At 62.5% G+C, this 23,778-nt stretch carries 17 protein-coding genes and 1 tRNA gene; 7 read left to right on the forward strand and 11 right to left on the reverse strand.

Annotated features, from left to right (window positions below; translation table 11 throughout):
* Positions 1-55 precede the first annotated feature (55 nt).
* Positions 56-1,519 (forward strand): betaine-aldehyde dehydrogenase, encoded by a 1,464-nt coding sequence (betB, locus tag NKJ67_RS04530; RefSeq protein WP_127327173.1) that lies wholly within the window; start codon positions 56-58, stop codon positions 1,517-1,519.
* 8 nt (positions 1,520-1,527) lie between these two features.
* Here betB and NKJ67_RS04535 read toward each other — a convergent pair whose 3' ends face one another.
* Positions 1,528-3,768, reverse strand: a complete 2,241-nt coding sequence (locus NKJ67_RS04535) for a mannose-1-phosphate guanylyltransferase/mannose-6-phosphate isomerase (protein WP_352580659.1) — start codon at positions 3,766-3,768, stop codon at positions 1,528-1,530.
* Positions 3,769-3,779: 11 nt separating this feature from the next.
* Positions 3,780-5,300 (reverse strand): phosphomannomutase/phosphoglucomutase, encoded by a 1,521-nt coding sequence (locus NKJ67_RS04540; RefSeq protein ID WP_352580660.1) that lies wholly within the window; start codon positions 5,298-5,300, stop codon positions 3,780-3,782.
* Positions 5,301-5,500: 200 nt separating this feature from the next.
* On the opposite strand from NKJ67_RS04540, the gene NKJ67_RS04545 reads away from it, so the two are divergent.
* From NKJ67_RS04545 to NKJ67_RS04560, 4 genes are all read left to right on the forward strand, one after another.
* Positions 5,501-5,577 (forward strand) — tRNA-Pro (locus NKJ67_RS04545).
* 783 nt (positions 5,578-6,360) lie between these two features.
* A complete protein-coding gene (locus NKJ67_RS04550; protein ID WP_164748709.1) occupies positions 6,361-6,576 on the forward strand; it encodes a hypothetical protein in 216 nt (71 codons plus the stop codon).
* Positions 6,577-6,582: 6 nt separating this feature from the next.
* On the forward strand, positions 6,583-7,026 hold the full coding sequence (locus NKJ67_RS04555; protein ID WP_352580661.1) for a hypothetical protein: 444 nt from the start codon (positions 6,583-6,585) through the stop codon (positions 7,024-7,026).
* Between the two features lie 178 nt (positions 7,027-7,204).
* Positions 7,205-7,549 carry a hypothetical protein gene (locus tag NKJ67_RS04560; protein WP_128364051.1) on the forward strand — a complete coding sequence of 115 codons (345 nt, stop codon included), beginning with the start codon at positions 7,205-7,207 and terminating at the stop codon, positions 7,547-7,549.
* 32 nt (positions 7,550-7,581) lie between these two features.
* Here NKJ67_RS04560 and NKJ67_RS04565 read toward each other — a convergent pair whose 3' ends face one another.
* The 4 genes from NKJ67_RS04565 to NKJ67_RS04580 form a co-directional block, all read right to left on the reverse strand.
* The gene (locus NKJ67_RS04565) at positions 7,582-9,201 is read right to left on the reverse strand and encodes an ABC transporter ATP-binding protein (RefSeq protein WP_352580662.1); all 1,620 of its coding nucleotides are present in this window, start codon (positions 9,199-9,201) and stop codon (positions 7,582-7,584) included.
* 16 nt (positions 9,202-9,217) lie between these two features.
* A complete protein-coding gene (locus NKJ67_RS04570; protein ID WP_127267925.1) occupies positions 9,218-10,339 on the reverse strand; it encodes an ABC transporter permease in 1,122 nt (373 codons plus the stop codon).
* On the reverse strand, positions 10,332-11,255 hold the full coding sequence (locus NKJ67_RS04575; RefSeq protein ID WP_027035849.1) for an ABC transporter permease subunit: 924 nt from the start codon (positions 11,253-11,255) through the stop codon (positions 10,332-10,334). Before NKJ67_RS04575 ends, NKJ67_RS04570 begins: the two co-directional genes overlap by 8 nt.
* A gap of 164 nt (positions 11,256-11,419) precedes the next feature.
* Complete coding sequence (locus NKJ67_RS04580) at positions 11,420-13,012, reverse strand: peptide ABC transporter substrate-binding protein (RefSeq protein WP_127327167.1); 1,593 nt, start codon at positions 13,010-13,012, stop codon at positions 11,420-11,422.
* Positions 13,013-13,423: 411 nt separating this feature from the next.
* Here NKJ67_RS04580 and NKJ67_RS04585 point away from each other — a divergent pair, with 411 nt between their 5' ends.
* Positions 13,424-13,837, forward strand: coding sequence for a TadE family protein (locus NKJ67_RS04585; protein ID WP_185928987.1), 414 nt, complete (start codon positions 13,424-13,426; stop codon positions 13,835-13,837).
* Entirely contained in the window at positions 13,838-15,592 is a 1,755-nt protein-coding gene (locus tag NKJ67_RS04590) for a Tad domain-containing protein (protein WP_127267928.1), read from the forward strand.
* Between the two features lie 13 nt (positions 15,593-15,605).
* On the opposite strand, the gene bglA is transcribed toward NKJ67_RS04590, so the two are convergent.
* The 5 genes from bglA to glgC form a co-directional block, all read right to left on the reverse strand.
* The gene (gene bglA / locus NKJ67_RS04595; protein ID WP_352580663.1) at positions 15,606-17,231 is read right to left on the reverse strand and encodes a beta-galactosidase BglA; all 1,626 of its coding nucleotides are present in this window, start codon (positions 17,229-17,231) and stop codon (positions 15,606-15,608) included.
* On the reverse strand, positions 17,218-19,221 hold the full coding sequence (gene glgX, locus NKJ67_RS04600; RefSeq protein WP_352580664.1) for a glycogen debranching protein GlgX: 2,004 nt from the start codon (positions 19,219-19,221) through the stop codon (positions 17,218-17,220). Before glgX ends, bglA begins: the two co-directional genes overlap by 14 nt.
* 208 nt (positions 19,222-19,429) lie before the next feature.
* Positions 19,430-21,058 carry an alpha-D-glucose phosphate-specific phosphoglucomutase gene (locus NKJ67_RS04605; protein ID WP_127269987.1) on the reverse strand — a complete coding sequence of 543 codons (1,629 nt, stop codon included), beginning with the start codon at positions 21,056-21,058 and terminating at the stop codon, positions 19,430-19,432.
* Between the two features lie 3 nt (positions 21,059-21,061).
* Complete coding sequence (gene glgA / locus NKJ67_RS04610) at positions 21,062-22,507, reverse strand: glycogen synthase GlgA (protein WP_352580665.1); 1,446 nt, start codon at positions 22,505-22,507, stop codon at positions 21,062-21,064.
* 3 nt (positions 22,508-22,510) lie between these two features.
* Positions 22,511-23,776 carry a glucose-1-phosphate adenylyltransferase gene (glgC, locus tag NKJ67_RS04615; protein ID WP_127810959.1) on the reverse strand — a complete coding sequence of 422 codons (1,266 nt, stop codon included), beginning with the start codon at positions 23,774-23,776 and terminating at the stop codon, positions 22,511-22,513.
* Positions 23,777-23,778 lie beyond the last annotated feature (2 nt).

Consider the following 23,778-nt stretch of genomic DNA (forward strand, 5'->3'; position numbering starts at 1 on the left):
GCATGATCGTGACTGCACGATCATGCATGCCGCGAAGACGATTTGGAGACCTCCCATGCGCGCCCAGCCCACGGCATCGCACTATGTCAACGGACGCTACATCGAGGACGAAGGCGGCGCGCCGCTGCCGGTCATCTATCCGGCAACCGGTGAGACCATCGCCATGCTGCGTTCGGCGACGCCGAACGTGCTGGAACTCGCAGTCGAGGCGGCGCGGGCGGCGCAGCCCGCCTGGGCGCGGCTGAAGCCGGTCGAGCGCGGGCGCATCCTGCGCCGCGCCGCCGACATATTGCGCGCCCGCAACGCCGACCTCGCCCGCATCGAGACACTGGATACAGGCAAGGCGATCCAGGAAACGCTGGTGGCGGACGCCCCATCGGCAGCGGACTGCCTTGAATATTTCGGCGGTGCGGTTGCCGCCTACAATGGCGAGTCGGTCGATCTCGGCGGACCCTTCGCCTACACAAGGCGCGAAGCGCTCGGCGTCTGTGTCGGCATCGGCGCCTGGAACTACCCGATCCAGATCGCCGGCTGGAAATCGGCACCGGCGCTCGCCATGGGCAACGCCATGGTGTTCAAGCCATCGGAAAACACGCCGCTTTCAGCACTCGCACTGGCGGAGATCTACAGCGAGGCCGGGCTGCCTGACGGCCTGTTCAACGTGGTGCAAGGCTATGGCGATGTCGGCGCCGGGCTTGTCGGCCACGATGTCGTCGCCAAGGTCTCGGTGACCGGCTCGGTGCCGACCGGCCGCAAGGTGCTGTCGCTGGCCGGCTCGAAGATGAAGCACGCGACGATGGAACTCGGCGGCAAGTCGCCGCTGATCGTGTTCGACGATGCCGACATCGAGAACGCCATTGGCGGCGCCATGCTCGGCAATTTCTATTCGACTGGGCAGATCTGTTCCAACGGCACGCGCGTCTTCGTGCAGAGCGGCATTCACGACCGCTTCGTCGAGCGTCTGATCGAGCGGACCAAGAAAATCCGCATCGGCGACCCGCTCGACCCCGAAACCCAGATGGGGCCGCTGGTTTCCAAGGCGCAGCACGACAAGGTAGTGGGCTATATCGAGATCGGCAAGCAGGACGGAGCAACGCTTGCCTGTGGCGGCAACGTGCCTTCGCTGCAGGGTTTCCAGGGCGGATTCTTTGTCGAGCCAACGGTGTTCACCGGCGTCACCGACACAATGCGCATCGCCCGCGAGGAGATTTTCGGGCCTGTCATGAGCGTGCTGAAATTCGACGGTGAGGACGAGGTGATCGACCGCGCCAACGACACCGAATTCGGCCTTGCCGCCGGCGTCTTCACGCGTGACCTGCCGCGCGCCCACCGCGTCATTGCCGAGCTGCAGGCCGGCACCTGCTGGATCAACGCCTACAATCTGACGCCGGTCGAAATCCCGTTCGGCGGCTTCAAACAGTCGGGCATCGGACGTGAGAATTCATTGGCGGCGCTGGCACTCTATTCGCAGCTGAAGTCGATCTATGTCGAGACGGGCGACGTGGCGAGCCCGTACTGATCAACCCTCTACGCCTTCGGGTCGGCCGTGCTGTCCAGATACTGGGTCAGCGCACAGACCAGATGATAGAAGATGCTGGCGGGCACGTCCGATGCCAGTGAGCGGCCGCGCTCGTCGATGCGATCGATCCACAGGCCGAGCGGCGCCGGGTCGATGTGCCAGCGAAACAGCCGGCCGACGCGCGCTTCGATCTCGGGCTTCAGGTCCGGCCCGCCCGAACCATCCAGCGCGATAGCCGCCTTCACCGCTTCGGCCTGCGGCCAGCTGCGTGATATCAGGTCGAGCGGCAGGCCCTGCCGCGAGACGGCGCCATAGGCAAGGCCGGTGGCGCGGTTGAGGCCATTGGCAGTGGCCGACGCGTAAAGTTTTCTGGCAAAGCCGCTCAATTCGGCCTGGCCGCTGCGTCCAGCGAAATCGACCAGCAGCGAGGCCCACTCGAAATGGTGGCCAGGCTCGGTCCATGACCCTTTCTCTCCTGCGGATGGCTTCCATTCGGCATCGAAATACTCGCCAAGCGTCCAGCTTTCCGGATCGAAGAAATGACTTCGGAAGAGGTCGATGATGCGCGCTGCGCGGCGCAGATGGGCGCGCTCGCCAGTCGCCTGATGCCAAGCGAGGAAGGCCTCGAGCAGATGCATATGCGGGTTGGAGCGGCGCTCGCCTTTGCCGTCCGATGTCTCGAGGAAGCCGGTCATGCGGCTGTCTTCGAGATGCGCATCGAGAAAGGCGAAGGTTTCCTCGCCGAGGCGCAAGGCGTCTGGATTGCCAGACATATGCGCATGCGCGAGCGCCAGGAGCACGCAGGAATGATCGTAGGCATCCTCGGTGGCGTCGGCGACCGAGCCATCGACATTCAGCGTGCGAACCCAGCCGCCCTTGTCGGTGCGGCCCTTGCCGGCCATGAAGGTGATGCCGTGGCTGATCAGCCGGTCGGCCGGACCGTCCCAGCCGCGCGCTCGGGCGACGGCGAAAGCATAGACCTGCCTTGCCATGGTGCGCATGCGCTTGGGCTTCATCAGCGGCGAGGCGTCCAGGCCGAGCGCTTCGTGAAAGCCGCCATGGCGTTCGTCGACCCCCGATGTCGACCACAGCGGCAAGGTCTCCTGAAACAGCCAGTGATGCACGCGCCGGCGCCAGGCGCCGCTTTCGATGACGCGGTCATGCGCCGGCGTGAACCTGGTTTCCAGGCGACCTGATTTTTCGAGCTGCTCGACGATCTTCTTGACGTGCTGGCTGTGGCTGACCGGGGCGACGAAGGTGGCATCCGATGTCGAAACGATGGCGATGTCCTTCATGCCGATCGCCGACAGCAGGCGGCCATCACTGCGAATGTAGGAATTCTCGCAATCGATAGCGACGACATCGCCGATGATGACATTGCCCCGGTCGTCGGCGGGGCCGACATCGAGCAGCGACTGCCAGGAGCCGAGATCGTTCCAGCGGAAGCCGGCCGGCACCATGGCGATGTCTTTTGCCCGCTCCATGATGGCGTAGTCGATCGAGTTCGACGGAATGGCGGCGTAGAGTTCTAGCGGCATGTAAAGGCCGGACAGATCCGATGTCGCTGCCCTGTAAGCTGCTTCGGTGGCCAGCCAGATATCCGGCTGGAACGCTATGAAGGCATCACGCATGGCGACGGCGCGAAACAGGAAGATACCGGTGTTCCAGTAGAAATTTCCGGCCTTGAGATAGCTTTGCGCAGTCTCAATATCCGGCTTTTCGACGAAGCGCGACACATCGAAGGTGCCGCCGCTTTCGGCCGCGACCTCGATATAGCCGTAGCCGGTCTCGGGCTGTGTCGGCTTGATGCCGAACACCACCAGCCGTCCACTACGCGCTGCCTCGGTGCCGGCTTCGACGCTATGCCAGAATTGGCGCGGGGTCGATATCTCATGATCCGACGGCACCACCAGCACCAGGCTGTCACCGAATTCGGACAGCGTGCGCAGCGTCGCCAGTGCGACGGCGGCGGCTGTGTTGCGCCCGGTCGGCTCGAACAGCGGACCGCCGCCGGCGAGGTCGAGACCAGCAAGATCGGCGTGAACGCGATCAGCATGGCGCTCCGCGGCGATCAGGAAGATCGGCGTTTCGCCTTCCGGCCGGGCCGTCAGCCGGCGCAAGGTCTTGGCCAGCATCGAGCCATCGCCGGACAGATCGTGGAACTGCTTGGGGTTGTCCTCGCGCGACAGCGGCCACAATCTCGAGCCGACGCCGCCGCTCATGACAAAACTGACAATCCGCTCGGTCATTCAACTACCATTCAAAAGGTCTGGTTGTAGGCGCCCACCTCGGGGCTGCGGCGCAGCACGGCGTCGACAGCCTCGAACATCTCCCGTCGACGCTGCGACGACACCGGGCTTTCGACCACCACGACCAGTTCCGGTTTGTTCGATGAGGCGCGCACCAGCCCCCAGGTGCCGTCGTCGGCGACGACGCGCACGCCGTTGACGGTGATGAGGTCTGCGATCTTCTGGCCAGCGAAAACCATTCCATCCCGCTTCATGGCCCGAAAGTCGGCAACCACCCGCTCGACAACCCCATACTTCACGTCGTCCGCGCAGTGAGGCGACATGGTCGGCGTGCCGAAGGTCAGCGGCAGGGCGCGATAAAGATCGGCCATCGAATTGCCCGGGCTGCGATCCAGCATTTGGCAGATGGCGATGGCGGTGATCAGCCCGTCGTCATATCCGCGCCCGATCGGCGGATTGAAAAAGAAATGACCCGACTTTTCGAAACCGGCGACAGCACCGAGTTCGGCGACGCGGCGCTTGATGTAGGAATGGCCGGTTTTCCAATAGTCAGTGACGGCGCCATTGGCGCGCAGCATTGCGTCGGTATGGAACAGGCCGGTCGATTTGACGTCGACGACGAAGGTCGAGTTGGGATGCTGGCTGGAAATATCCCTTGCCAGCATCACACCGACCTTGTCGGCAAAAATTTCATTGCCTTCATTGTCGACGACGCCGCAGCGGTCGCCATCGCCGTCGAAGCCAAGGCCGATGTCGGCGCCTGATGCCAGCACCTTGTCCCGGATGGCATGCAGCATCCGCATGTCCTCGGGATTGGGATTGTAGCGCGGAAATGTATGGTCGAGCTCGACGTCGAGCGCGATGACCTCGCAGCCGATGCGCTGCAACGCCCGCGGCGCGAAGGCGCCGGCGGTGCCATTGCCGCAGGCTGCGACCACTTTCAGCTTTCGGGCGATGCGCTTGTCGCGGGTCAGATCGTCGAGATAGGTCGCGCGAAAGTCGCGGATGAAATCGTAGGAGCCGCCGCCGACGAGATCGAAATCACCAGCCAGCACGATCGCCTTCAGCGCGCTCATCTCTTCCGGGCCGAAGGTCAGCGGCCGCGCAGCACCCATCTTGACGCCAGTCCAGCCATTTTCGTTGTGCGAAGCGGTGACCATGGCGACCGAGGGCGTATCCAAAGCGAACTGGGCGAAATACGCCATCGGCGACAACGCCAGTCCGATGTCCCTCACCCGTGCGCCTGCGGCCATCAAACCGGACACCAGGGCCAGTTTGATCGACAGCGAATAGGAGCGGAAATCATGCCCGGTGACGATATCTGGACCGGCGCCGAGACGGCGGATCAGCGTGCCAAGCCCCATGCCGAGCGCCTGGACGCCGATCAGATTGAGCTCCGGCAGTTGCGCGGAGCCGGGATGGCCGAACCACCAGCGCGCGTCATATTCGCGAAAGCCGGACGCCTTGATCAGCGCTTCGGTTTCGAATTCGAAACTGTTGGGCCGGGCGTCGCCAACGATGCTGAAGGACAAGACTGGAAACTCCGAATGGCAGAAATTACGAATTGTCGAGGGCTGCGGCTTAGCACACAAGGCTTTAGGCCACGTTTATTCCGGAAGGGAATCCGGGCCTTTCGGGCAATGCTCGACGAAAGCCGACGAAATGCGACAGAAGTGCCGCCGTGCCGCTTGCAGGAACCAAGTGTGGCGGCTATAAGCCCGCGGTCTGGTCACGGAGTGTAGCGCAGCCTGGTAGCGCACCTCGTTCGGGACGAGGGGGTCGCAGGTTCAAATCCTGCCACTCCGACCAGAAAAAACAAAGAGTTAGCGCATCCCGACTTCGGCGCTCCACCTGCCCCTCAAGCGAGACTACTCGCGTCCCCCGTCAGTCGGATGGGCGAGTTTCTATTCGCCGTGCCTCTGTGACTCGGCCGACAGCGATGCCTCTTGCACTGGACAGTAACCAGACGGTCCAACCGGCCGCCTGATGCCTTCATGCCTGCGCTCGCGGACAGATCCCGGAAAACATCTCAACTGGTACGCGCGTTTCCGCTCAGCGGAGGCCAAAAAAGCTCAAGATCGCTATCACGATGACTACAGCTCCAACGAGCCAAATGATGTTGTTCATGATCTCTCTCCTGCTGCCTGGGGAAGCCCGCGCCTCTGGCGGAGAACGCGGGCCGACCAGCCTTTGCCGACTGATCTGCAGCAGACACCAAATCGTGATCCCGGCTGCGAGAAATAAACCATCAGGCACGCCTAATGTTCCGTCGTGCGTCCTATGATCATAGGCGCCGGCATCATCACCACGACAGCGCTGTCGTGACAGGTTCCGTCCTAACCCATCGGCACCATCCGGTGGTGATCGAACGACGGGTACCCGACGCAGGGATCCGGCCCCGATTCTTGATGGGAGTCGGGTCTTGATGGGAGTGGGGCCACGAGAGGCCTTTGGCACGCATCCCAATCACGCCCGCAACCAGACTTAAGTCCAGCCCCTGCCCGACCGAAGTCCAGGTTGGAAACGCTTGCCCTTGCCCCAAATTCGGGTGGTGGGCGAAAAATGATCAATGAAAAACTAAAGAGCAGCAGCATGTCGAACCGTGAGACCAAGAAATCCCATGCCCTGGGCATGCGCATGACAGAGATCAAAGCCAGGATGCAGGAAGCCCAGATTACCGAAGACGAGATGAAGACCTTCCAGAAGGTCGCGGCCATCATGGAGGGCGACGAGGGCCTAATCGAGGTTGACGACCTGATTGCCGCGTCATTCCTCACCGACACGACGCTGAACAGCCAGAAGCGTTAAGCGACCATGCCAACGATTAGCAGACTTTTTGATTCCCCCGCCGACGCGGCGCGGGTCGCCAGCGACTTGGTGGCGGCCGGAATTCCTCGCGTACAGATCGCCATCATCGGGCCTTACAATAACGAGGCGGGATCTCTTAGGGTTTCCGCTTTGGGATCGTTACTTGGCGCTGCCGCCGGCGTGTTGGCCTGCCTGAGCGCCGTTGCGGCCTATGGCACCAATCCTGTTGCTGCGAGCGTGCTGCCAACAGCGGTGGCGGGCGCGGTCTGCGGCGGCGTTGCCGGCGGTCTGTTTGGAACATTCGCCATGGCCGCCATGAAGGCGGATGATCAGGACGTTGCCGAGGGGGTGGTTCTGGTGATGGCGCATGTCGATGAAAATGACGCCGACATCGCTCAGACAGTGCTCGGCGGTTGCTCCCCGTCGACGTTCGTGGCCGAAGCAGCGTAGGAAAGGACCGCCCGACGTCGCCGGGACGGGCTCTCTGCGTTCACCAGCGATTGCGCCGGACGGAAAGGCTGGGCCGGTGGCAGGTTTCTTCGCGGGCCGCATATTTTGACGAAAAGGTCCGTCGGCTTTAGGGTCGATGGACCTGATGGAGTCAGCGAAACGGCGGGCCGAGTGCGACATGAATTTGAATTCAACCACAGCCCCGCCCTTGATTCTCGTGATGACGCTGGTTCTCGTCGCTGGCTGTTCATCGCTCGGCAGAACCGTCGATGCAGCGAAATACGATTCGATGACGTGCACCGACCTCAACAGGGCGATGGGAGACGTCGCCCGTGACATCTCGCAAACGGCAATCACGCGCGGCAAGGTGGCCAACACCAATGTTCCACGCTGGCTGCTCGGCGGCTCACGCGTGAAGACGGCGGTAGCCAACCGTGAAACAGCCAGGATCGACCGGCTTAAGCAGCAACAGGATGCCATTGCCGCTGTGCGAGCACGCAAGTGCCCCAGGTCCGCGAATTGAGCGGACGCCAATGCCTCGGTGCGGAGCCCGGTTCAGGCGCTCAGGCGAAATCGCGTCACGTCGATCGCCGCGGCCATCAGCGTCTGTGTGTAGGCGTGCCGCGGATCGCTGAAGATCGCCTCAGTCGGCCCTTCCTCGACGATCTTGCCCTGTTTCATGACGATGATGTAGTCGGCCATGGCGCGCACGACCGACAGATCGTGGCTGATGAAGAGATAGGACAATTCGTGGTCCGCCTGCAGCTTGCGCAGCAGTTCGACGATCTGTTTCTGCACAGAGCGATCGAGCGCTGAGGTCGGCTCATCCAATACCACCAGCCTGGGCTTCAGGATCATGGCGCGAGCAATGGCGATGCGCTGCCGCTGGCCGCCGGAGAATTCGTGCGGGTAGCGATTGCGTGCGTTGGGGTCGAGGCCGACCTCGCGCAAGGCGTCGACCGCGCGTTGATCACGCTGCTTGCCCGAAAGATCAGGCTCATGCACCAGAAGTCCTTCGGTGATGACCTGGCCGACGGTCATGCGCGGCGACAGCGAGCCGAACGGGTCCTGGAAGACGAGCTGCATCTGGCGCCGCAGCGGCCGCATCGCCTGCCTGTCGGCTTGGGAAATGTCGCGATCGCCGAAACGGATAAGCCCGTCGCTCGGCAACAGCCGCAGCAAGGCGCGGCCGAGCGTCGACTTGCCCGAGCCGGATTCACCAACGATGCCGATGGTCTGGTTTCGCTGCAGCCGGATCGAGATGTGATCGACGGCACGCAGCATCAGCGGTTCACCAGCAAGAAACCCGCCGCCAATCCTGAACGTCACTTCGACATTTCTGCCTTCGAGCAGCACCGGAGCATTGGCGGGCGGCGGCGCCTTGCTGCCGGCCGGCTCGGCCGCCAGCAGCATTTTCGTGTAGGCATGCTGGGGATTGACGAAGATGGCCTCCGCCTCCCCCTCCTCGACAACCTCGCCCTGGCGCATGACATAGACCCGGTCGGCAAAGCGGCGGACGATGCCAAGATCGTGGGTGATGAAGACGATCGCCATGCCGAGCTTGCGCTGCAATTCGGCCAGAAGCATCAGGATCTGCGCCTGGATGGTCACGTCGAGCGCCGTCGTCGGCTCGTCGGCGATCAATATGTCAGGGTCGTTGGCGAGCGCCATCGCGATCATCACACGCTGGCGCTGGCCACCGGACATTTCATGCGGATAGGATTTCATCCGCCGCTCGGGATCGGGAATATGCACCAGCCGCAGCAGCTTGAGCGCCTCTTCCCGCGCCTCGGCGGCATTCACGCCCCGGTGCCGGCGGATCGGCTCGATCAACTGGTTGCCGATCGAATAGAGCGGATCGAGCGAAGTCATCGGCTCCTGAAAGATCATGCTGATCTTGCGGCCACGAACCTGGTTGAGCTCGGATTTGCTGAGCGTCAGAAGATTGCGGCCGCGATAATCGACGCTGCCTGTCGCTTCGCCATTCGATGCCAGCAGGCTCATCGCCGCCATCATCGTCTGGCTTTTGCCGGACCCGGATTCGCCAACCACGGCAACGGTCTCGCCCGCATTGACGTGGATGCTGATGCCCTTCACCGCCTCGACTGCGCCGTCGAGCGTGCGGAAGCGGACACGCAGATCCTTGACGCTGAGGATCGTTTCGGAAGCAGCCATCTTAGCGATCCCCATCTTAGCGATCTCTCGGGTCCAGTGCGTCGCGCAGGCCGTCGCCGACGAAGTTCAGCGCGAACAGCGTCGAGACGAGGAAGAAGGCGGGAAACAGGAGCAGCCAGTTGGCGGTGCCGATGTTCTTGGCGCCGACCGAGATCAGCACGCCCCAGCTGGTCATCGGCTCCTGCACGCCGAGGCCGAGAAACGACAGGAAGCTTTCCAGGATGATGACTTGAGGCACCAGCAGCGTCATGTAGATCACCACCGGGCCGAGCAGGTTGGGGATGACGTGGCGCAGCAGGATACCGCGCTGGCCGACACCCATGGCTTCCGCCGCCTGGACATATTCCTGCCGGCGGATCGACAGCGCCTGGCCGCGCACGATGCGCGCCATGTCGAGCCACAGCACGGCGCCGACCGCCAGGAACATCAGCACGAAGTTGCGGCCGAAAAACACTACCAGCATGATGACGAAGAAGATGAAGGGCAAGGAATAGAGCACGTCGACGATGCGCATCATCACCTCGTCGACCTTGCCGCCGGCAAAGCCGGCAGCGGCCCCGTAGACCACGCCGATGACCACCGCCACGACACCCGCGAGCAGGCCGATGGCCAGCGATATGCGCCCGGCCATCAGCGTGCGCGACAACAGATCCCGGCCGGTGTTGTCGGTGCCGAACAGGAAATATTGCTGCTTGATCGAGGCGCTCATCGTCACTTCGAGACCGTCGGGCGACTTGCTCTCGATCTTGGTGCCGTCAAAGGCATCTGAACGGTCGAGATAACGGATGTTGCGATCGTCGATCGGCCTGGTCGACTTGACGGTGACGAAGACCTGGTTGCCTTCCTGCCGCCACTCCTTGATGTCGACCCGCATGCGCTTGATCGCTTCGGTAAGCGCCGTCTCGATCATGTCGGCCTTCGGATAGGCTGACAGGCTTGGCGGCATGCGCACATAGTCGGCATAGATGGTGGTGTATTGATGTGGCACGAACCACGGCCCGAACACGCTGACGACACCGATCAGGGCAAGGTAGTACAGGCTGAACATGGCGGCGCGATTGGCCTTGAGCCGCGCCCAGGCGTCCCCCCAGAGCGAACGGCCGATGACGGTGGGGGCTGTGGCTGCGATGTCAGTCATAGCGCACCCTCGGATCGACGACCGCGTACATGACGTCGACGATCAGGTTGAAGACAATGGTAAAGATGGCGATCACCACCACCGTTCCCATCACCAGCGTGTAGTCACGATTGAGCGCGGCATCGACGAAATAGCGGCCGACGCCTGGAATGGAGAAGATCGTCTCGACAATGACCGAGCCGGTCAGCAATGCCGCCGCCGCCGGACCGGTGAAGGAGACGATCGGCAGGATGGCACCGCGCAGCGCATGCTTGACCACCACCGACCAATCGGACAGGCCGAGCGCGCGCGCCGTGCGGATGTGGTGGGACCGCAAGGATTCGATCATCGAGCCACGCATCAGCCGGGCGACGATGGCGATCTGCGGCAGAGCGAGCGTCAACACCGGACCGACCTTGTTGATGAAAGCGCCATCGCCCCACCCACCGATCGGCAGCAGCCTCCAAGTCAGCCCGAACAGGAGTTGGATCACCGGCGCGATGACGAAGGTTGGGATAGTGCTGCCGGCCGTCGCCAGCGCGATCACCGTATAGTCGCCAAGCTTGTTCTGGTTAAGCGCCGCAATGGTGCCGAGCACACAACCGAGCAGCAGCGCCAGGACGAGCGCCGAGGCACCGAGCTGAACCGATATAGGCAGGCCCTTGGCGAAGAGTTCGGTGACGGTGAAATCCGGCATGTTGTAGCTCGGGCCGAAATTGCCGCGCAGCAGATTGCCGAGATAATGGACGAATTGCAGCCAGAGCGGGTCGTTGAGGCCGAACTGGGCTTCGAGATTGGCCTTGATCTCGGGGCTTAGCCCCCGCTCCTGGTTGAATGGGCCGCCCGGCGCGACGCGCATCAGGAAAAACGCCATGGTCACGATGACAAACAGCGTCGGGATGGCGGTCAGAAGCCGCCGTAATACGTATCGCAGCATCGGTGCCCCGCTTGATCCAGAGCAACGCGCGTCCAGTTGGACGGTTGCGCCCTAGCCTTCAAATCTTCGCACCGACATGCCGAAAATCGATTCCGGTTCCCGGGCCGATGCGATGGCAAACCAGCACCGCCGCGCATCTCGTTGCGCGGCGGCCCGGCTAAGGATCAGTCCTTGCTGATGAAGCGGGACGGATGGATGTCCATCACATTGTCGTCGAAGCCATGCAGCTTCGAGGAAACGATGTCGTGGAAGCTGTAGTAGAGAAGCGGAATGTTACCGACGTCATCGACAAGGATGCGCTCGGCCTCAGTGAGGTCCTTCATGCGCTCTTCCGGTTTGCCGCCGGCAGCCGCAGCCTTGTCCATGGCCGCTTCATATGCCGGGCTGACATAGCTCGAATAATTGTTGCCGCTGGCCTTGCGGGTGATGCCGAGGAAGGTCTCCGGATCCTTGTAGTCGGCGATCCAGGCGGCACGCGCCACGTCGTAGTCGCCCTTCTGCTCGAGGAAGGAGTAGTGGGTCTTGGTGTCGGTGTTGACGAGCGAGACGTCGATGCCGAGCGGCTTCAACTGTTCCTGGATGGCGACGGCCGTGTTCTTGTGGTTTTCCGAAGTGTTGTAGCGGATCTCCATCTTCAATGGATGCTCGGGCGTATAGCCGAGTTTCTCGAGGGTCTTCTTGGCAGCGTCCTCGCGGTCGATCTGCGACATGTCGGCGTATTTGGCCATTGCCGGCGTGTAGCCCGCGATGCCCGGAGGCACCATCGAATAGCCAGGCAGCATCGAGTTCTGCCAGACCTTCTCAGCGAGGAAGTCGCGGTCGATCGCCATCGAGATGGCGTTGCGCAGTTCGACATTGTCCCACGGCGCCTTGTCGGTCTTGATCGCATAATAATAGGTGCCGAGATAAGGTCCGACGCGGATCTGGTCGCCGAACTTGGTCTTGAGGTCAGCGAGTTGTTCGGTCGGCAGGTCGCCGTAGCTGTCGAGTTCGCCGGCCTCGAAGCGCTTCATCGCCGATGAGCGGTCTTCGGTCGGGATATAGTTGACGACGTCCATCTTGACGGTCGCGGCGTCCCAGAATTTCGGATTCTTGACCAGCTTCATGTGGTCGTTGGGAATCCACTCGGCCAGCGTATAGGCGCCGTTCGAAACGAGATTACCCGCCTTGATCCAGTCGGCGCCGAGCTTGTCGATCGAAGCCTTGTTGACCGGATAGGCGGCCTGGTGGGTCAGCATCTCCAGGAAGTAAGGCGTCGGCGCCTTCAGCGTGACTTCGAGGGTATTTGCGTCAATCGCTTTGACACCCATATCTTCCGGCTTGCCCTTCTTGGTGTTGACGTCCTCCGCACCCTTCACCGGGTACAGCATCGAGGCGTATTCGGCAGCGGTGGCCGGATCTTCCAGCCGACGAAACGAATAGACGAAATCGTCCGCCGTCACCGGGCTGCCATCCGACCAGAGGCCATCCTTGCGCAGCTTGAAGGTGTAGACAGTGCCGTCGTCGGACACTGTCCAGCTTTCGGCCGCGCCCGGAATGAGGTTCGTCTTCTGGTCATGCATGACCAGGCCCTGGAACAGGTCGCGTATGATATCGGCTTCGTAGACTGTCGAGGTCTTGTGCGGATCGACCGTCTCCGCTTCGGCGGCGCTACCTCTGTTATAGATGGTCTCGGCGAAAGCCGGCGTGTAGAACGTGCCGGCGGCCAGCGCCATGGTCGTGGCGAGCACCGTCGCCTTCAGCATGTTTTTCAGCATGAAGTTCTCCCTGTCGGCGCTGCCGTTGGCGCGCCTATTAAGTGTTGACGCCCTGGAGCCGATATCTGACCCCTTTGAGCGCGCCGCTGGTTCCCGTCCTGCGGCTCGTGCCCAGACACTAACGCGGAGAATTTTTATTTCAACAGACTCTCTGGGTCACCCAAAGTAAGGCGGACGAAAGCTATGGCGTGGCCGCTGAAACACCAGCCGAAACCAGAAGCTTGACTTGGTTTCTTCACCTCGACGCCATTTTTCACCGCGAATCGGAGCCATGCCAGTTTGCCGGAATGTCTTAATGCGTTCTTAAGCAACCTGGGGTTACATTATGAGTACCTTCTATATGGTTCGAACTTCAGACGCGTGGCGGCTATGAGTAACAGAGCAAGTAAATTGCCCAAAATCCGTCAATTAATGCGGAAATTTCAAGAAGAACACGGCACTTCTGCGGTCGAATTTGCCTTGCTTTCACCGATTTTCATTCTTCTTCTACTCGGAATGGTTGCATATGGTATATACTTCGGCGCCGCCAACTCGATCCAACAGATCGCAGCGGATGCCGCCCGCACGGCAATTGCCGGGTTGAACCAGACCGAACGCCAGACGCTCGTAGCCAGCTTCGTCACCAACAATGCCGGCGGATATCCCTTCGTGGATGTCAGCAAGTTGACCTACCAGGCCAACGACAGCACGGCTGATGGAAGCCAGTTCGTGGTTTCCATCCAGTACGACGCCCGCAACCTGCCGATCTGGAACCTTTTCCCGGGCATAGCCATGCCCGGGACCACGATCAAGCGCCAGTCAACGATCAGGGTCGGGGGCATTTGAATGCTGCTGCATGCGTGCAATGGGATCGGTCGGCTTGCCCGGTTGATGCTGAGTGACAGGAAAGCGAACTTCACCGTCATGGCGGCATTGAGCGCGCCGGTGGCGCTGGCGCTGGCCGCGGTGGCCATCGACGAAGCCTCGATCTACACCGAGCGCCGCGAAGCCCAGGCAATGGTGGACCTGGCGGCGATCACCGCCGCCTCGAACATGACCAATGTCAACACCGCGGTTGTCACCACACTGACCGACAACGGCATGCCAGGGGTTATCGTTCAAAGCTCGGGACAGACGATCGAGCCGGCGGCCGGCAAAACCGTCGTGACGGTCACGCCCGGGCGATATGTGGCATCCGGCGCCAATGTGGGCCAGCGTTTCCAGGCCAGCGTAACACCCTACAATGCCGTCCATGTCACCCTGAAGAAGATCCCGGCCCGCTATTTCGCGAGTTCGCTGATCCCAACTCCCGTCATCGGCACCCAAGCCATCGCCAGCATGACGCCGCAGGCGACGTTCTCGGTCGGATCGAGGCTCGCCAGCCTCGATGGCGGTATCCTCAACGCGCTTCTCGGCGGACTTCTCGGCAGCAACATCTCGCTCAGCGTCATGGACTACAACGCGCTGCTCTCCGCCGATGTGAGCGTGCTCTCCTTCGTCGACGGCCTTGCCACACAGTTGAACCTGACCGGCGTGTCGTATTCGGATGTGCTGGCATCGAAGGCGACCGTCGGCCAGATCGCCACGGCCATGGCCAATGTGCCGGGGCTTGGCAACACGGCCAAGGTCGCCCTGCAGACGATCGCTTCCAAGTCGACCAGTACGGTCCAGATCCCGCTCAGTCATCTGATCGATCTCGGCTCCGTCGGCAAGTTGGGCCTCGGTCAAAAGCCGGCCGGCCTTGGCGTCGATGCCAGCGCGATGGGCATGCTGACCGCCGCCGCCGGACTGGCAAACGGTTCGAAGCAGGTCGACGTCGCCCTCGGCGCCGCCATTCCGGGGGTGCTGTCGACCACGCTCGCCATCGCCATCGGCGAACCGCCGCAATCCTCGCCATGGCTGGCGGTTGGCGAGGTCGGCGCCATTGTGCGGACGGCGCAGACCCGCATCAAGCTAATAGTGAAGATCGGGGGCGGTAACAAAAATGTCGGAGGCGGTATCACCTTGGTATCGGTCAGTTTGCCCCTGCATGTCGAAGTCGCCTATGCCGAGGCCAAGCTCATGGACATAAGTTGTCCAACAGGCCCTGACAGTATCAAGGTCACCGTTGCTACACGTCCCGGTATCGTCGAAGGACATCTCGGTGACAGCAGCAGCGCCGGCTTTGCCGATTTCACCAATAAGGAGACGTTTTCCAACACCGAAATCGCGGCCGTGAAACTTCTGCTCATCCCCGTGGTGTCCGTAGTGGGCTCAGCGGCGTTTAACATGGCCAATAACCCCGCGACGACGCTGACTTTCAACAAGGCCGACATCGATGCCAAGACGATAAGGACCGCTTACACGCAAAATTTTACCCAATCGTTGACTACGTCGCTGGTCAGCGGCCTGTCGCTGACGGCGAATTTACTCGGCCTGCCGCTGAATCTTGACGCCCTTCTGGGATTTGTGAAGCCGCCGGTGGTGGCACTTCTGAACAGCGTGGCGGCCCCGATCGATACCTTGCTTGCCAACCTGCTTGGAGCCCTTGGCGTGCGTCTCGGCGAGGCGGATGTCCGGGTCACCGGCGCGACTTGTGGACGCTCCGTGCTGGTGCAGTAGAGCAGTCGAGGCATCAGTCGAGCCTACCGAGGAAGCATCCAAGTCCCGGCAGCAAAAGCTCGACCTCCCTGGTGAGCGAGGCATCGCCGTCAAGTTCCGTAACCGCTCCTAAGTCTTGCGGCAACGGCCAATTGGCCGGTCCTCCAGCAAAATTGAAGACACAGAGCAGTCTTTCGCCGCCGCCCTCGCGAACGAAAGCCAGCACGTCACCCTCGGCGTCGAGAAAGCGGATCGAGCCTGATACCAGCGCCTCATGCTTCCCGCGCAAGGCCAGCGTGGTCCGATAGGACTTCAGCACCGAGGCCGTGTCGGCATTCTGGACGTCGACCGCGCGGGTGCGATGGCTGGCCGGTATCGGCAGCCAGGGCCTGGCCGTGGAGAAGCCTGCATTGTCGGCGCCGGCCTCCCAGACCATTGGCGTGCGACACCCATCCCTGCCCTTGACGCCTGGCCAGAAGCGGATGCCGACGGGATCGCGCAGATCCTCATAGGCCAGCTCCGCCTCCTCCAGGCCCAGCTCCTCGCCCTCATAGAGGCAGATCGAGCCGCGCAGGCAGGACAACAGCATGATCGAGAATCTTGCGACGGCGTCGGGATCGCTGCCCGGCCTTGTCCAGCGGCTGACATGGCGCACCACGTCATGGTTGGAGAACGCCCAGCAGACCCAGCCGTCGGAGACGGCCGCCTCGAAGGCTTCGACGCAGCCACGCACATGCGCGGCCGAGAACTGCGGACCGAGCAGGTCGAAGGTGTAACACATATGCAGCTTGTCGCCGCCTGAGGTGTAAGCCGCGAGCGTCTGCAGCGAGCGGCCTTCATCGCCGATTTCGCCAACCGCGGCGCGGTCGTCATATTCATCGAGCAGCGCCCTGAAGCGGCGCAGGAACGCCAGGTTTTCCGGCTGCGTCTTGTCGAACAGATGCTCCTGGTAGAGGTAGGTGTTGGTCTCGCCGTTGGTGCCGGCGACGCTCGACGCCAGGGGCGGATTGCTGCGCAGCCAGCGGTCGTGGACATAGTAATTGACCGTATCGAGCCGGAAGCCGTCGACGCCGCGCTCCAGCCAGAACCGCACCGTGTCGAGAAGCGCGTCCTGGACCTCCGGGTTGTGGAAATTCAGGTCGGGCTGCGAGGCTAGGAAGTTGTGCATGTAGTATTGCCGGCGGGTCGAATCCCATTCCCAGGCCGGGCCACCGAACACGGAGAGCCAGTTGTTGGGTGCCCCGCCATCTGGCTTGGCATCGGCCCAGACATACCAGTCCGACTTGGGGTTATCGCGGCTGGCGCGGCTTTCGACAAACCAGTCGTGCCTGTCGGACGAATGCGACAGCACCTGGTCGATGACGATCTTCAGGCCGAGACGATGCGCCTCGGCGACCAGCGCATCGAAATCCTCGAACGTGCCGAACATCGGATCGACATCGCAGTAATCCGACACGTCGTAGCCCATATCGGCCATCGGCGACTTGAAGAAAGGCGACAGCCAGACGGCATCGACACCAAGCGAGGCGACATGGGCGAGCCTCGAGGTGATACCGGCGAGATCGCCGCTGCCATCGCCGGTCGTGTCCTGGAAGGAGCGCGGATAGATCTGGTAGATGACGCAACCACGCCACCATCCGGTCTTGTCACTCGCCGCCATTGCGCTTCTCCCCTGTGCCGGCTTGCGCTCGTTCGATCATGAAGATCACCGCCCGTCCCGATATCGGTCGCGATCTGTCCGCCGCATCCGGCGCTTCGATGGCTGGAGCCCAGAAGAATCCGTCTCGCTCAGGCAAGGTGAACATGCAGGCCCGGCGATCGCCGTTGATGATGACGGCAAGGCGGCTGACGCCACCCAGGATCATGACGAGGCGGTACCGCTGCGGGTCCTGCCAGCACTGTTCATTGAGCGGCGCGCCTGTCTCGGTCAGCCATGCGACGTCCGGTATCTCTGAACCTGCCGGTGGCTGGCCAGTGAGGAAGCTTGTATCGGAGAGCGCCGGCATCGACCGGCGCAGCCTCGAGAGTTCCTCCGTGTAGCGCTCCAGCACCTGGTCACGGCCGGCCCAGTCGAGCCAGGTGATCTCGTTGTCCTGCGCATAGGCGTTGTTGTTGCCTTGCTGGGTGCGGCCGAACTCGTCGCCTGCGGTCAGCATGATGGTGCCGCGCGAGGCAAACAGCGTGGCGAGCAGCGCGCACTGATCGTTCTGGCGAGACTCCCATACGGCCGGATCGTCCGCATCCCCTTCGACGCCGTTGTTCCAGAATAGGTTTTCATTGTGACCGTCGCGGTTCTGCTCGCCATTGGCTTCGTTGTGCTTGCGCTCGTAGCGCACGATATCGGCGAGCGTCATGCCGTCATGGGCGGCGATGAAATTGACGGTCCGACTGGCGTTTTGCCGGTTCGTTGCGAACACATCGGACGAACCGGCAAGCCGGGTCGCCAGCGCACCGACCATGCCGGCGTCGCCGCGCCAGAAGCGCCTGACGTCATCGCGATACTTGTCGTTCCATTCGAGGAAGGGCGGCGGGAAATTACCGAGCTGATAGCCGTCGGAACCGATGTCCCACGGCTCAGCGATCAACACGCGATCGGCCAGCAGCGGGTCGTCGCGCATCGCTCTCAGCATCGGCGCCTCGGCATCGAATGTTCCTTCAACCCTGCCCAGAATGGGCGCCAGGTCGAAGCGGAAGCCGTCGACGCCGGCATCCCTGACGAAATGGCGAAGCGTGTCGAGGACCATCTCCTGGACGACAGGATGATCGCAAGCGACCGTGTTGCCGGTGCCGGTATCGTTGGCCAGCCCGCCGTCTGATGAGTGCCGGTAGTAGGCCTTGTTGTCCAGGCCGCGCAGCGACAGCGTCGGGCCAAGCCAGTCGCTCTCGCCGGTGTGGTTGAAGACGAGGTCGAGGATGACGCCGATGCCAGCCTCACGCAGCACGGCGACCGTGTTTCGCAACTCCATGATGCCGCCCGGCGCCAAACGCGGATCGAGGGCCATGAAAGTCACGGGATTGTAGCCCCAGGCGTTGCGCAGCCCGAGCGGCGGCAAATGTCGCTCGTCAATCCACGCGGTCACCGGCATCAGTTCGACCGCGTCAACCCCCAGTTTTTTCAGATGCTCGATAACCGCCGGGTGAGCAAGTGCGGCGACTGTTCCGCGCAATTTTTCGGGAATGTCCGGATGCAGCATGGTGAAGGCGCGCACCGGCACTTCGTAAATAAGGCCGCCCGGCTGGAATAGCGGCGGGGCAGCCTGCACCGGCTTCGGCAGCGCAGCGGCAATCGCCTTCGGCATCAGCGGTGCGGTATCGGCGCCCTCGCCCCGGCGCTGGGCCAGCCGCCAGTCATAGACATAGGACCTGTCGATCTCGACGGCATATGGATCGGTCAGGAGCTTGGCGGGATCGAACCACAGTCCGCGTTCCGGCGCGTAGTCGCCATCGGCGCGAAAGCCGTAGCGGATGCCCTGGCCAAGGCCCGCAATGAACAGCGCATGGACGCCCTCACCTTCCGGCTGCAGTTCGAGCCGTTCGATTTCCCGGTTGCCCTGCTCGTCGAAGATCGAGACCCAAAGCCGACGGGCGGCCTGCGACCAGGCGGCAAAGCGGATGCCTTCGCGGGTGACGGTGGCGCCGAGCTGGGTCATGCAGTCTCCCCCTTCGCCCCTTGTGGGAGAAGGTGTCGCCGAAGGCGACGGATGAGGGATGTTCCCGCTTGGCAAGGACAGCGATCCTTCGCGCACCCCTCAACCGTCTCGGCGCTACGCGCCGATCCACCGCCCTGGGGCGAGCCACGGGTCTCGCCCCGTCCTTCGAACCCCACAAGGGGAGAAGGGAAAGCGCGAACCGCCACCCTCAAGTAATCACGCTTGGCTTGGGGCGGCCGGTATGGCTGTGAATCCCGGCAATATCATCGGCTGCGGCTATCAGATCGGCAAGGGCGGCCTGGGTGTCGAGGTCGTGCCTCGACTTGTCCGGCTCGTAACGTTCGATGTAGACGCGCAGCGTCGCGCCCGACGTGCCGGTGCCGGAGAGGCGGAAGACGACCCGCGAACCACCTTCGAACAGCACCCTGATGCCCTGATGCTCGCTGATCGAACCGTCGACCGGATCGCGATAGGCAAAATCGTCGGCGCTGGCGATTTTCATGCCGCGAGCGCTGGTACCCGGCAGCGCGCCGAGCTTGGCGCGCAGTTCGTCGACCAATGCGTTGGCGCGGTCGCTCTCAACCTCTTCATAATCGTGCCGCGAATAGTAGTTGCGACCGTAGGTCGCCCAGTGCTCAGTGACGATCTGCTTGCAGCTTTCGCCGCGCGCGGCAAGGATGTTGAGCCACAAAAGCACCGCCCATAGGCCGTCCTTTTCGCGGACATGGTTGGAGCCGGTGCCCGCACTCTCCTCGCCGCAGATCGTCGCCATGTCGGCATCCAGCAGATTGCCGAAGAACTTCCAGCCGGTCGGCGTCTCATAGAGGGCGATGCCGAGTTTTTCAGCGACGCGGTCGGCAGCGCCACTGGTCGGCATCGAGCGGGCGATACCCTTCAAACCGGCCTTGTAGCCGGGCGCCAGGCGGGCATTGGCGGCGAGCATGGCAACTGAATCCGACGGGGTGACGAAAATGCCCTTGCCGATGATCAGATTGCGGTCGCCGTCGCCATCCGAGGCAGCGCCGAAATCCGGCGCGTCCGGTCCCATCATCTCGTCATAGAGGTGCTTGGCATGGACGAGGTTCGGATCCGGGTGATGGCCGCCGAAATCCGGCAGCGGCTTGAAATTGCGGCAGGTGCCGTTGGGCGCGCCAAGCCGGTTCTCCAGGATCTCCTTGGCGTAGGGGCCGGTCACCGCGTGCATGGCGTCGAAGCGCATGCGGAAGCCGGATTTGAACAGTTTGCGCAGGGCATCGAAATCGAACAGGCTTTCCATCAGTTCGGCATAGTCGGCGACCGGGTCGATGATCTCGACCGTCATGCCGGCGGCCTTGACCGTGCCTGTTGTGTCGATGTCGATCGGATCGATATCGGCGATCTTGAAGCTTGAGATTGTCTTGGTTTTCTCGAACATCGCGTCGGTCAGCTTTTCCGGCGCCGGGCCGCCATTGCCGGCATTGTACTTGATGCCGAAATCCTCATGCGGGCCGCCGGGATTATGGCTGGCCGACAGGATGATGCCGCCAAAGGTCTTGTACTTGCGGATGACATGCGAGGCGGCCGGCGTCGACAGGATGCCGCCCTGCCCGACCATCACCTTGCCGAAGCCGTTGGCGGCGGCCATGGCGATGGCCTTCTGGATGACCTCGCGATTGTAGAACCGGCCGTCACCGCCAATCACCAGGGTCTTGCCCTTGAAACCGTCGAGCGCGTCGAAGATCGACTGGATGAAATTCTCGGCATAGTGCTCCTGCTGAAAGACAGGCACCTTCTTGCGCAGGCCCGACGTGCCGGGCCTCTGGTCGGAATAAGGCTTGGTGGGGACGGTCCGTATCATGCTTCAGGCAACCCTTTTCGAAAGTAGCGAGCGATAGAGTTCGACATATTTTTCGGCGCTCTTGTCCCACGACACATCGGCCTTCATGCCCTGGCGCTGCAGCGATTCCCAGACCGTCGGACTGGCATGGGCGTCGACGAGGCGGCGGATGGCGTGCAGCAAGGCACCGCCATTGTTGGGCGCGAACTGGAGGCCGGTGGCGACACCGGCAGAGACGGCGGCCTCATTGGCGTCGATGACCGTATCGGCGAGGCCCCCGGTGCGCGCGACCACCGGTACGCAGCCATAGCGCAGGCCGTAAAGCTGCGTCAGCCCGCACGGTTCGAAGCGCGAGGGGATGACGATGGCGTCACAGCCACCCTGCATGATGTGCGACAGCCCCTCATCGTAGCCGACGACCACACCGATACGGCCGCGATGCCGGGCGGCAGCGGCAAGCAGCGCGCCTTCGAGACCAGCATCGCCCGATCCCAGGATGGCCAGCCGCGCGCCAGTGGCAACGATGCCGTCGATCACCAGCGCCAGTATGTCCATCCCCTTCTGCCAGGTCAGCCGGCTGACCACGCAGACGATCGGGCTGTCGTCACGCTCAAGGCTGAAGCGGTCCTCCACGGCAGTCCTGTTGGGCGCGCGCGCCTTCAGTGTGCTCGCCGTGTAGGGGGACACCAGATGCTTGTCGGTTTCCGGATCCCAGATGCCGGTGTCGATGCCGTTGACTATGCCATAGAGATCGCTGGAGCGCATGTTGATGAGGCCGTCGAGACCCATGCCGAATTCCGCCGAGCGGATCTCCTGCGCGTAGGTCGGGCTGACCGTGGTGATCGCCCAGGCGGCCTGCAGGCCAGCCTTGAGGAAGCCGACACCACCATAATATTCGACGCCGTCGAGCGCCATCGCCGCCGCCGGCAAGCCGAGCTCGCCGAAAATGCCGGCGCCGAACTGACCCTGGAAGGCGAGATTGTGGACGGTCATCATCGAGGGAATGCCAACTGCCTTGCCGTAGCGCATGTAGGCCAGGGTCATCGCCGACTGCCAGTCATGGGCATGGACGATGTCGGGTTGGTAGCCAGAGATGGCCCCACCGGCGATGTCGCCGCCGACCTGGCTCAAGGCCGCGAAACGCCGCCAATTGTCTGGCCAGTCCACGCCGGTGGCATTGCCGTAGGGACCGCCGGGACGGTCGAACAGATGCGGCGCATCGAGCACGAACAGTTCGAGCCCGGCGAGTTGGACTGAATGGACGGAGGCCTTGCCGCCCTGCAGCAAGGGATATTGCAGAACCGCCCGCTTCTTCTTGAAGGCGGCCATGACGGTCGGAAAGCCCGGGATGAGCGTGCGCACGGTCACGCCCTTGGCCGCCAAGGCGATGGGCAGCGCGCCGGTCACGTCGGCAAGCCCTCCGGTCTTGATCAGCGGAAAGATCTCGGGCGTGACCGACAGAACCTGCATGCGTTAGAGCCCTAACTTGTCGATCATGTCCTGCGTGACCAGGCAGATGCCCTTTTCGGAAACGCGGAAGCGCTTGGCGTCGAGAATAGGATCTTCGCCGACCACCAGCCCTTCCGGTATCCTAACACCATGGTCGATGACCACGCGCTTCAACTTTGCGTTCCGGCCGACATGAACGTCGGGCAGCATGACGACTTCTTCCAGCGTCGAATAGGAATTGATGCGCGCGCCGGTGAAGATCAGGCTTTTTTTCAGCGAAGCCCCCGAGACGATGCAATCGCCCGAGACAAGCGAAGACACAGCCGAACCGCGGCGGCCATCCTCGTCATGCACGAACTTTGCCGGCGGCTTCAATTCGGCATAAGTCCAGATCGGCCAGTCGCGGTCGTAGAGATCGAGCTCGGGCGTGATATCGGTCAGGTCGATATTGGCTTCCCAATAGGCATCGACCGTTCCGACGTCGCGCCAGTAGGCCTCGTTCTCGGCGGTCGAGCGGACGCAGGATTTGGCGAAGCGATGCGCGATCGCCTTACCGTGCTGGACGATGTAGGGGATGATGTCCTTGCCGAAGTCGCGGCTCGAGCCCGGCTCGGCCGCATCGCGGCGCAATTGCTCCATCAGGAATTTGGTCTTGAAGACGTAGATGCCCATCGAGGCCAGGGCAAACTCCGGCTTGTCGGGAATGCCGGGCGGATCGGCAGGCTTTTCGACGAAGGCGATGATGTTGTCCTTGGCATCGACATGCATGACGCCGAAGCCGGTGGCTTCCATGCGCGGCACTTCGAGGCAGCCGACGGTGACGTCGGCATTGGCGTCGACGTGCTGGCGAAGCATCATCTCGTAGTCCATCTTGTAGATGTGGTCGCCGGCCAGGATGACCATGTATTCGGGCCCGTAGGCCTCGATGATGTCGATGTTCTGGTAGACGGCGTCGGCGGTGCCTTCGTACCACTGCGTTTCCGAAACGCGCTGGCTTGCCGGCAGGATGTCGAAACTCTCGTTTCGTTCAGGGCGCAGGAAGTTCCAGCCGCGCTGCAGATGACGGATCAGCGAATGCGCCTTGTACTGGGTGGCGACGCCAAGGCGGCGAATGCCGGAATTCAGCGCATTGGAGAGCGCGAAGTCGATGATGCGCGTCTTGCCGCCGAAATAGACGGCCGGCTTGGCACGCCGGTCGGTCAGTTCCTTGAGGCGGCTCCCACGGCCGCCGGCCAATACATAGGCCATGGCATCGCGCGCCAGCGGCTGGGTCCGTTTCAAGTCTGCCATTT

Origin of the sequence: Mesorhizobium sp. M0088 (assembly GCF_040322895.1) — a bacterium.
Lineage (GTDB): Bacteria > Pseudomonadota > Alphaproteobacteria > Rhizobiales > Rhizobiaceae > Mesorhizobium.

Bases quoted from the DNA above. Each gene is read 5' to 3' on its own strand.
- betB (WP_127327173.1), top strand. From the start codon at position 56: ATGCGCGCCCAGCCCACGGCATCGCACTATGTCAACGGACGCTACATC.
- NKJ67_RS04535 (WP_352580659.1), bottom strand. From the start codon at position 3,768: ATGACCGAGCGGATTGTCAGTTTTGTCATGAGCGGCGGCGTCGGCTCG.
- NKJ67_RS04550 (WP_164748709.1), top strand. From the start codon at position 6,361: ATGTCGAACCGTGAGACCAAGAAATCCCATGCCCTGGGCATGCGCATG.
- NKJ67_RS04555 (WP_352580661.1), top strand. From the start codon at position 6,583: ATGCCAACGATTAGCAGACTTTTTGATTCCCCCGCCGACGCGGCGCGG.
- NKJ67_RS04560 (WP_128364051.1), top strand. From the start codon at position 7,205: ATGAATTTGAATTCAACCACAGCCCCGCCCTTGATTCTCGTGATGACG.
- NKJ67_RS04565 (WP_352580662.1), bottom strand. From the start codon at position 9,201: ATGGCTGCTTCCGAAACGATCCTCAGCGTCAAGGATCTGCGTGTCCGC.
- NKJ67_RS04570 (WP_127267925.1), bottom strand. From the start codon at position 10,339: ATGACTGACATCGCAGCCACAGCCCCCACCGTCATCGGCCGTTCGCTC.
- NKJ67_RS04575 (WP_027035849.1), bottom strand. From the start codon at position 11,255: ATGCTGCGATACGTATTACGGCGGCTTCTGACCGCCATCCCGACGCTG.
- NKJ67_RS04580 (WP_127327167.1), bottom strand. From the start codon at position 13,012: ATGCTGAAAAACATGCTGAAGGCGACGGTGCTCGCCACGACCATGGCG.
- NKJ67_RS04585 (WP_185928987.1), top strand. From the start codon at position 13,424: ATGCGGAAATTTCAAGAAGAACACGGCACTTCTGCGGTCGAATTTGCC.
- NKJ67_RS04590 (WP_127267928.1), top strand. From the start codon at position 13,838: ATGCTGCTGCATGCGTGCAATGGGATCGGTCGGCTTGCCCGGTTGATG.
- bglA (WP_352580663.1), bottom strand. From the start codon at position 17,231: ATGGCGGCGAGTGACAAGACCGGATGGTGGCGTGGTTGCGTCATCTAC.
- glgX (WP_352580664.1), bottom strand. From the start codon at position 19,221: ATGACCCAGCTCGGCGCCACCGTCACCCGCGAAGGCATCCGCTTTGCC.
- NKJ67_RS04605 (WP_127269987.1), bottom strand. From the start codon at position 21,058: ATGATACGGACCGTCCCCACCAAGCCTTATTCCGACCAGAGGCCCGGC.
- glgA (WP_352580665.1), bottom strand. From the start codon at position 22,507: ATGCAGGTTCTGTCGGTCACGCCCGAGATCTTTCCGCTGATCAAGACC.
- glgC (WP_127810959.1), bottom strand. From the start codon at position 23,776: ATGGCAGACTTGAAACGGACCCAGCCGCTGGCGCGCGATGCCATGGCC.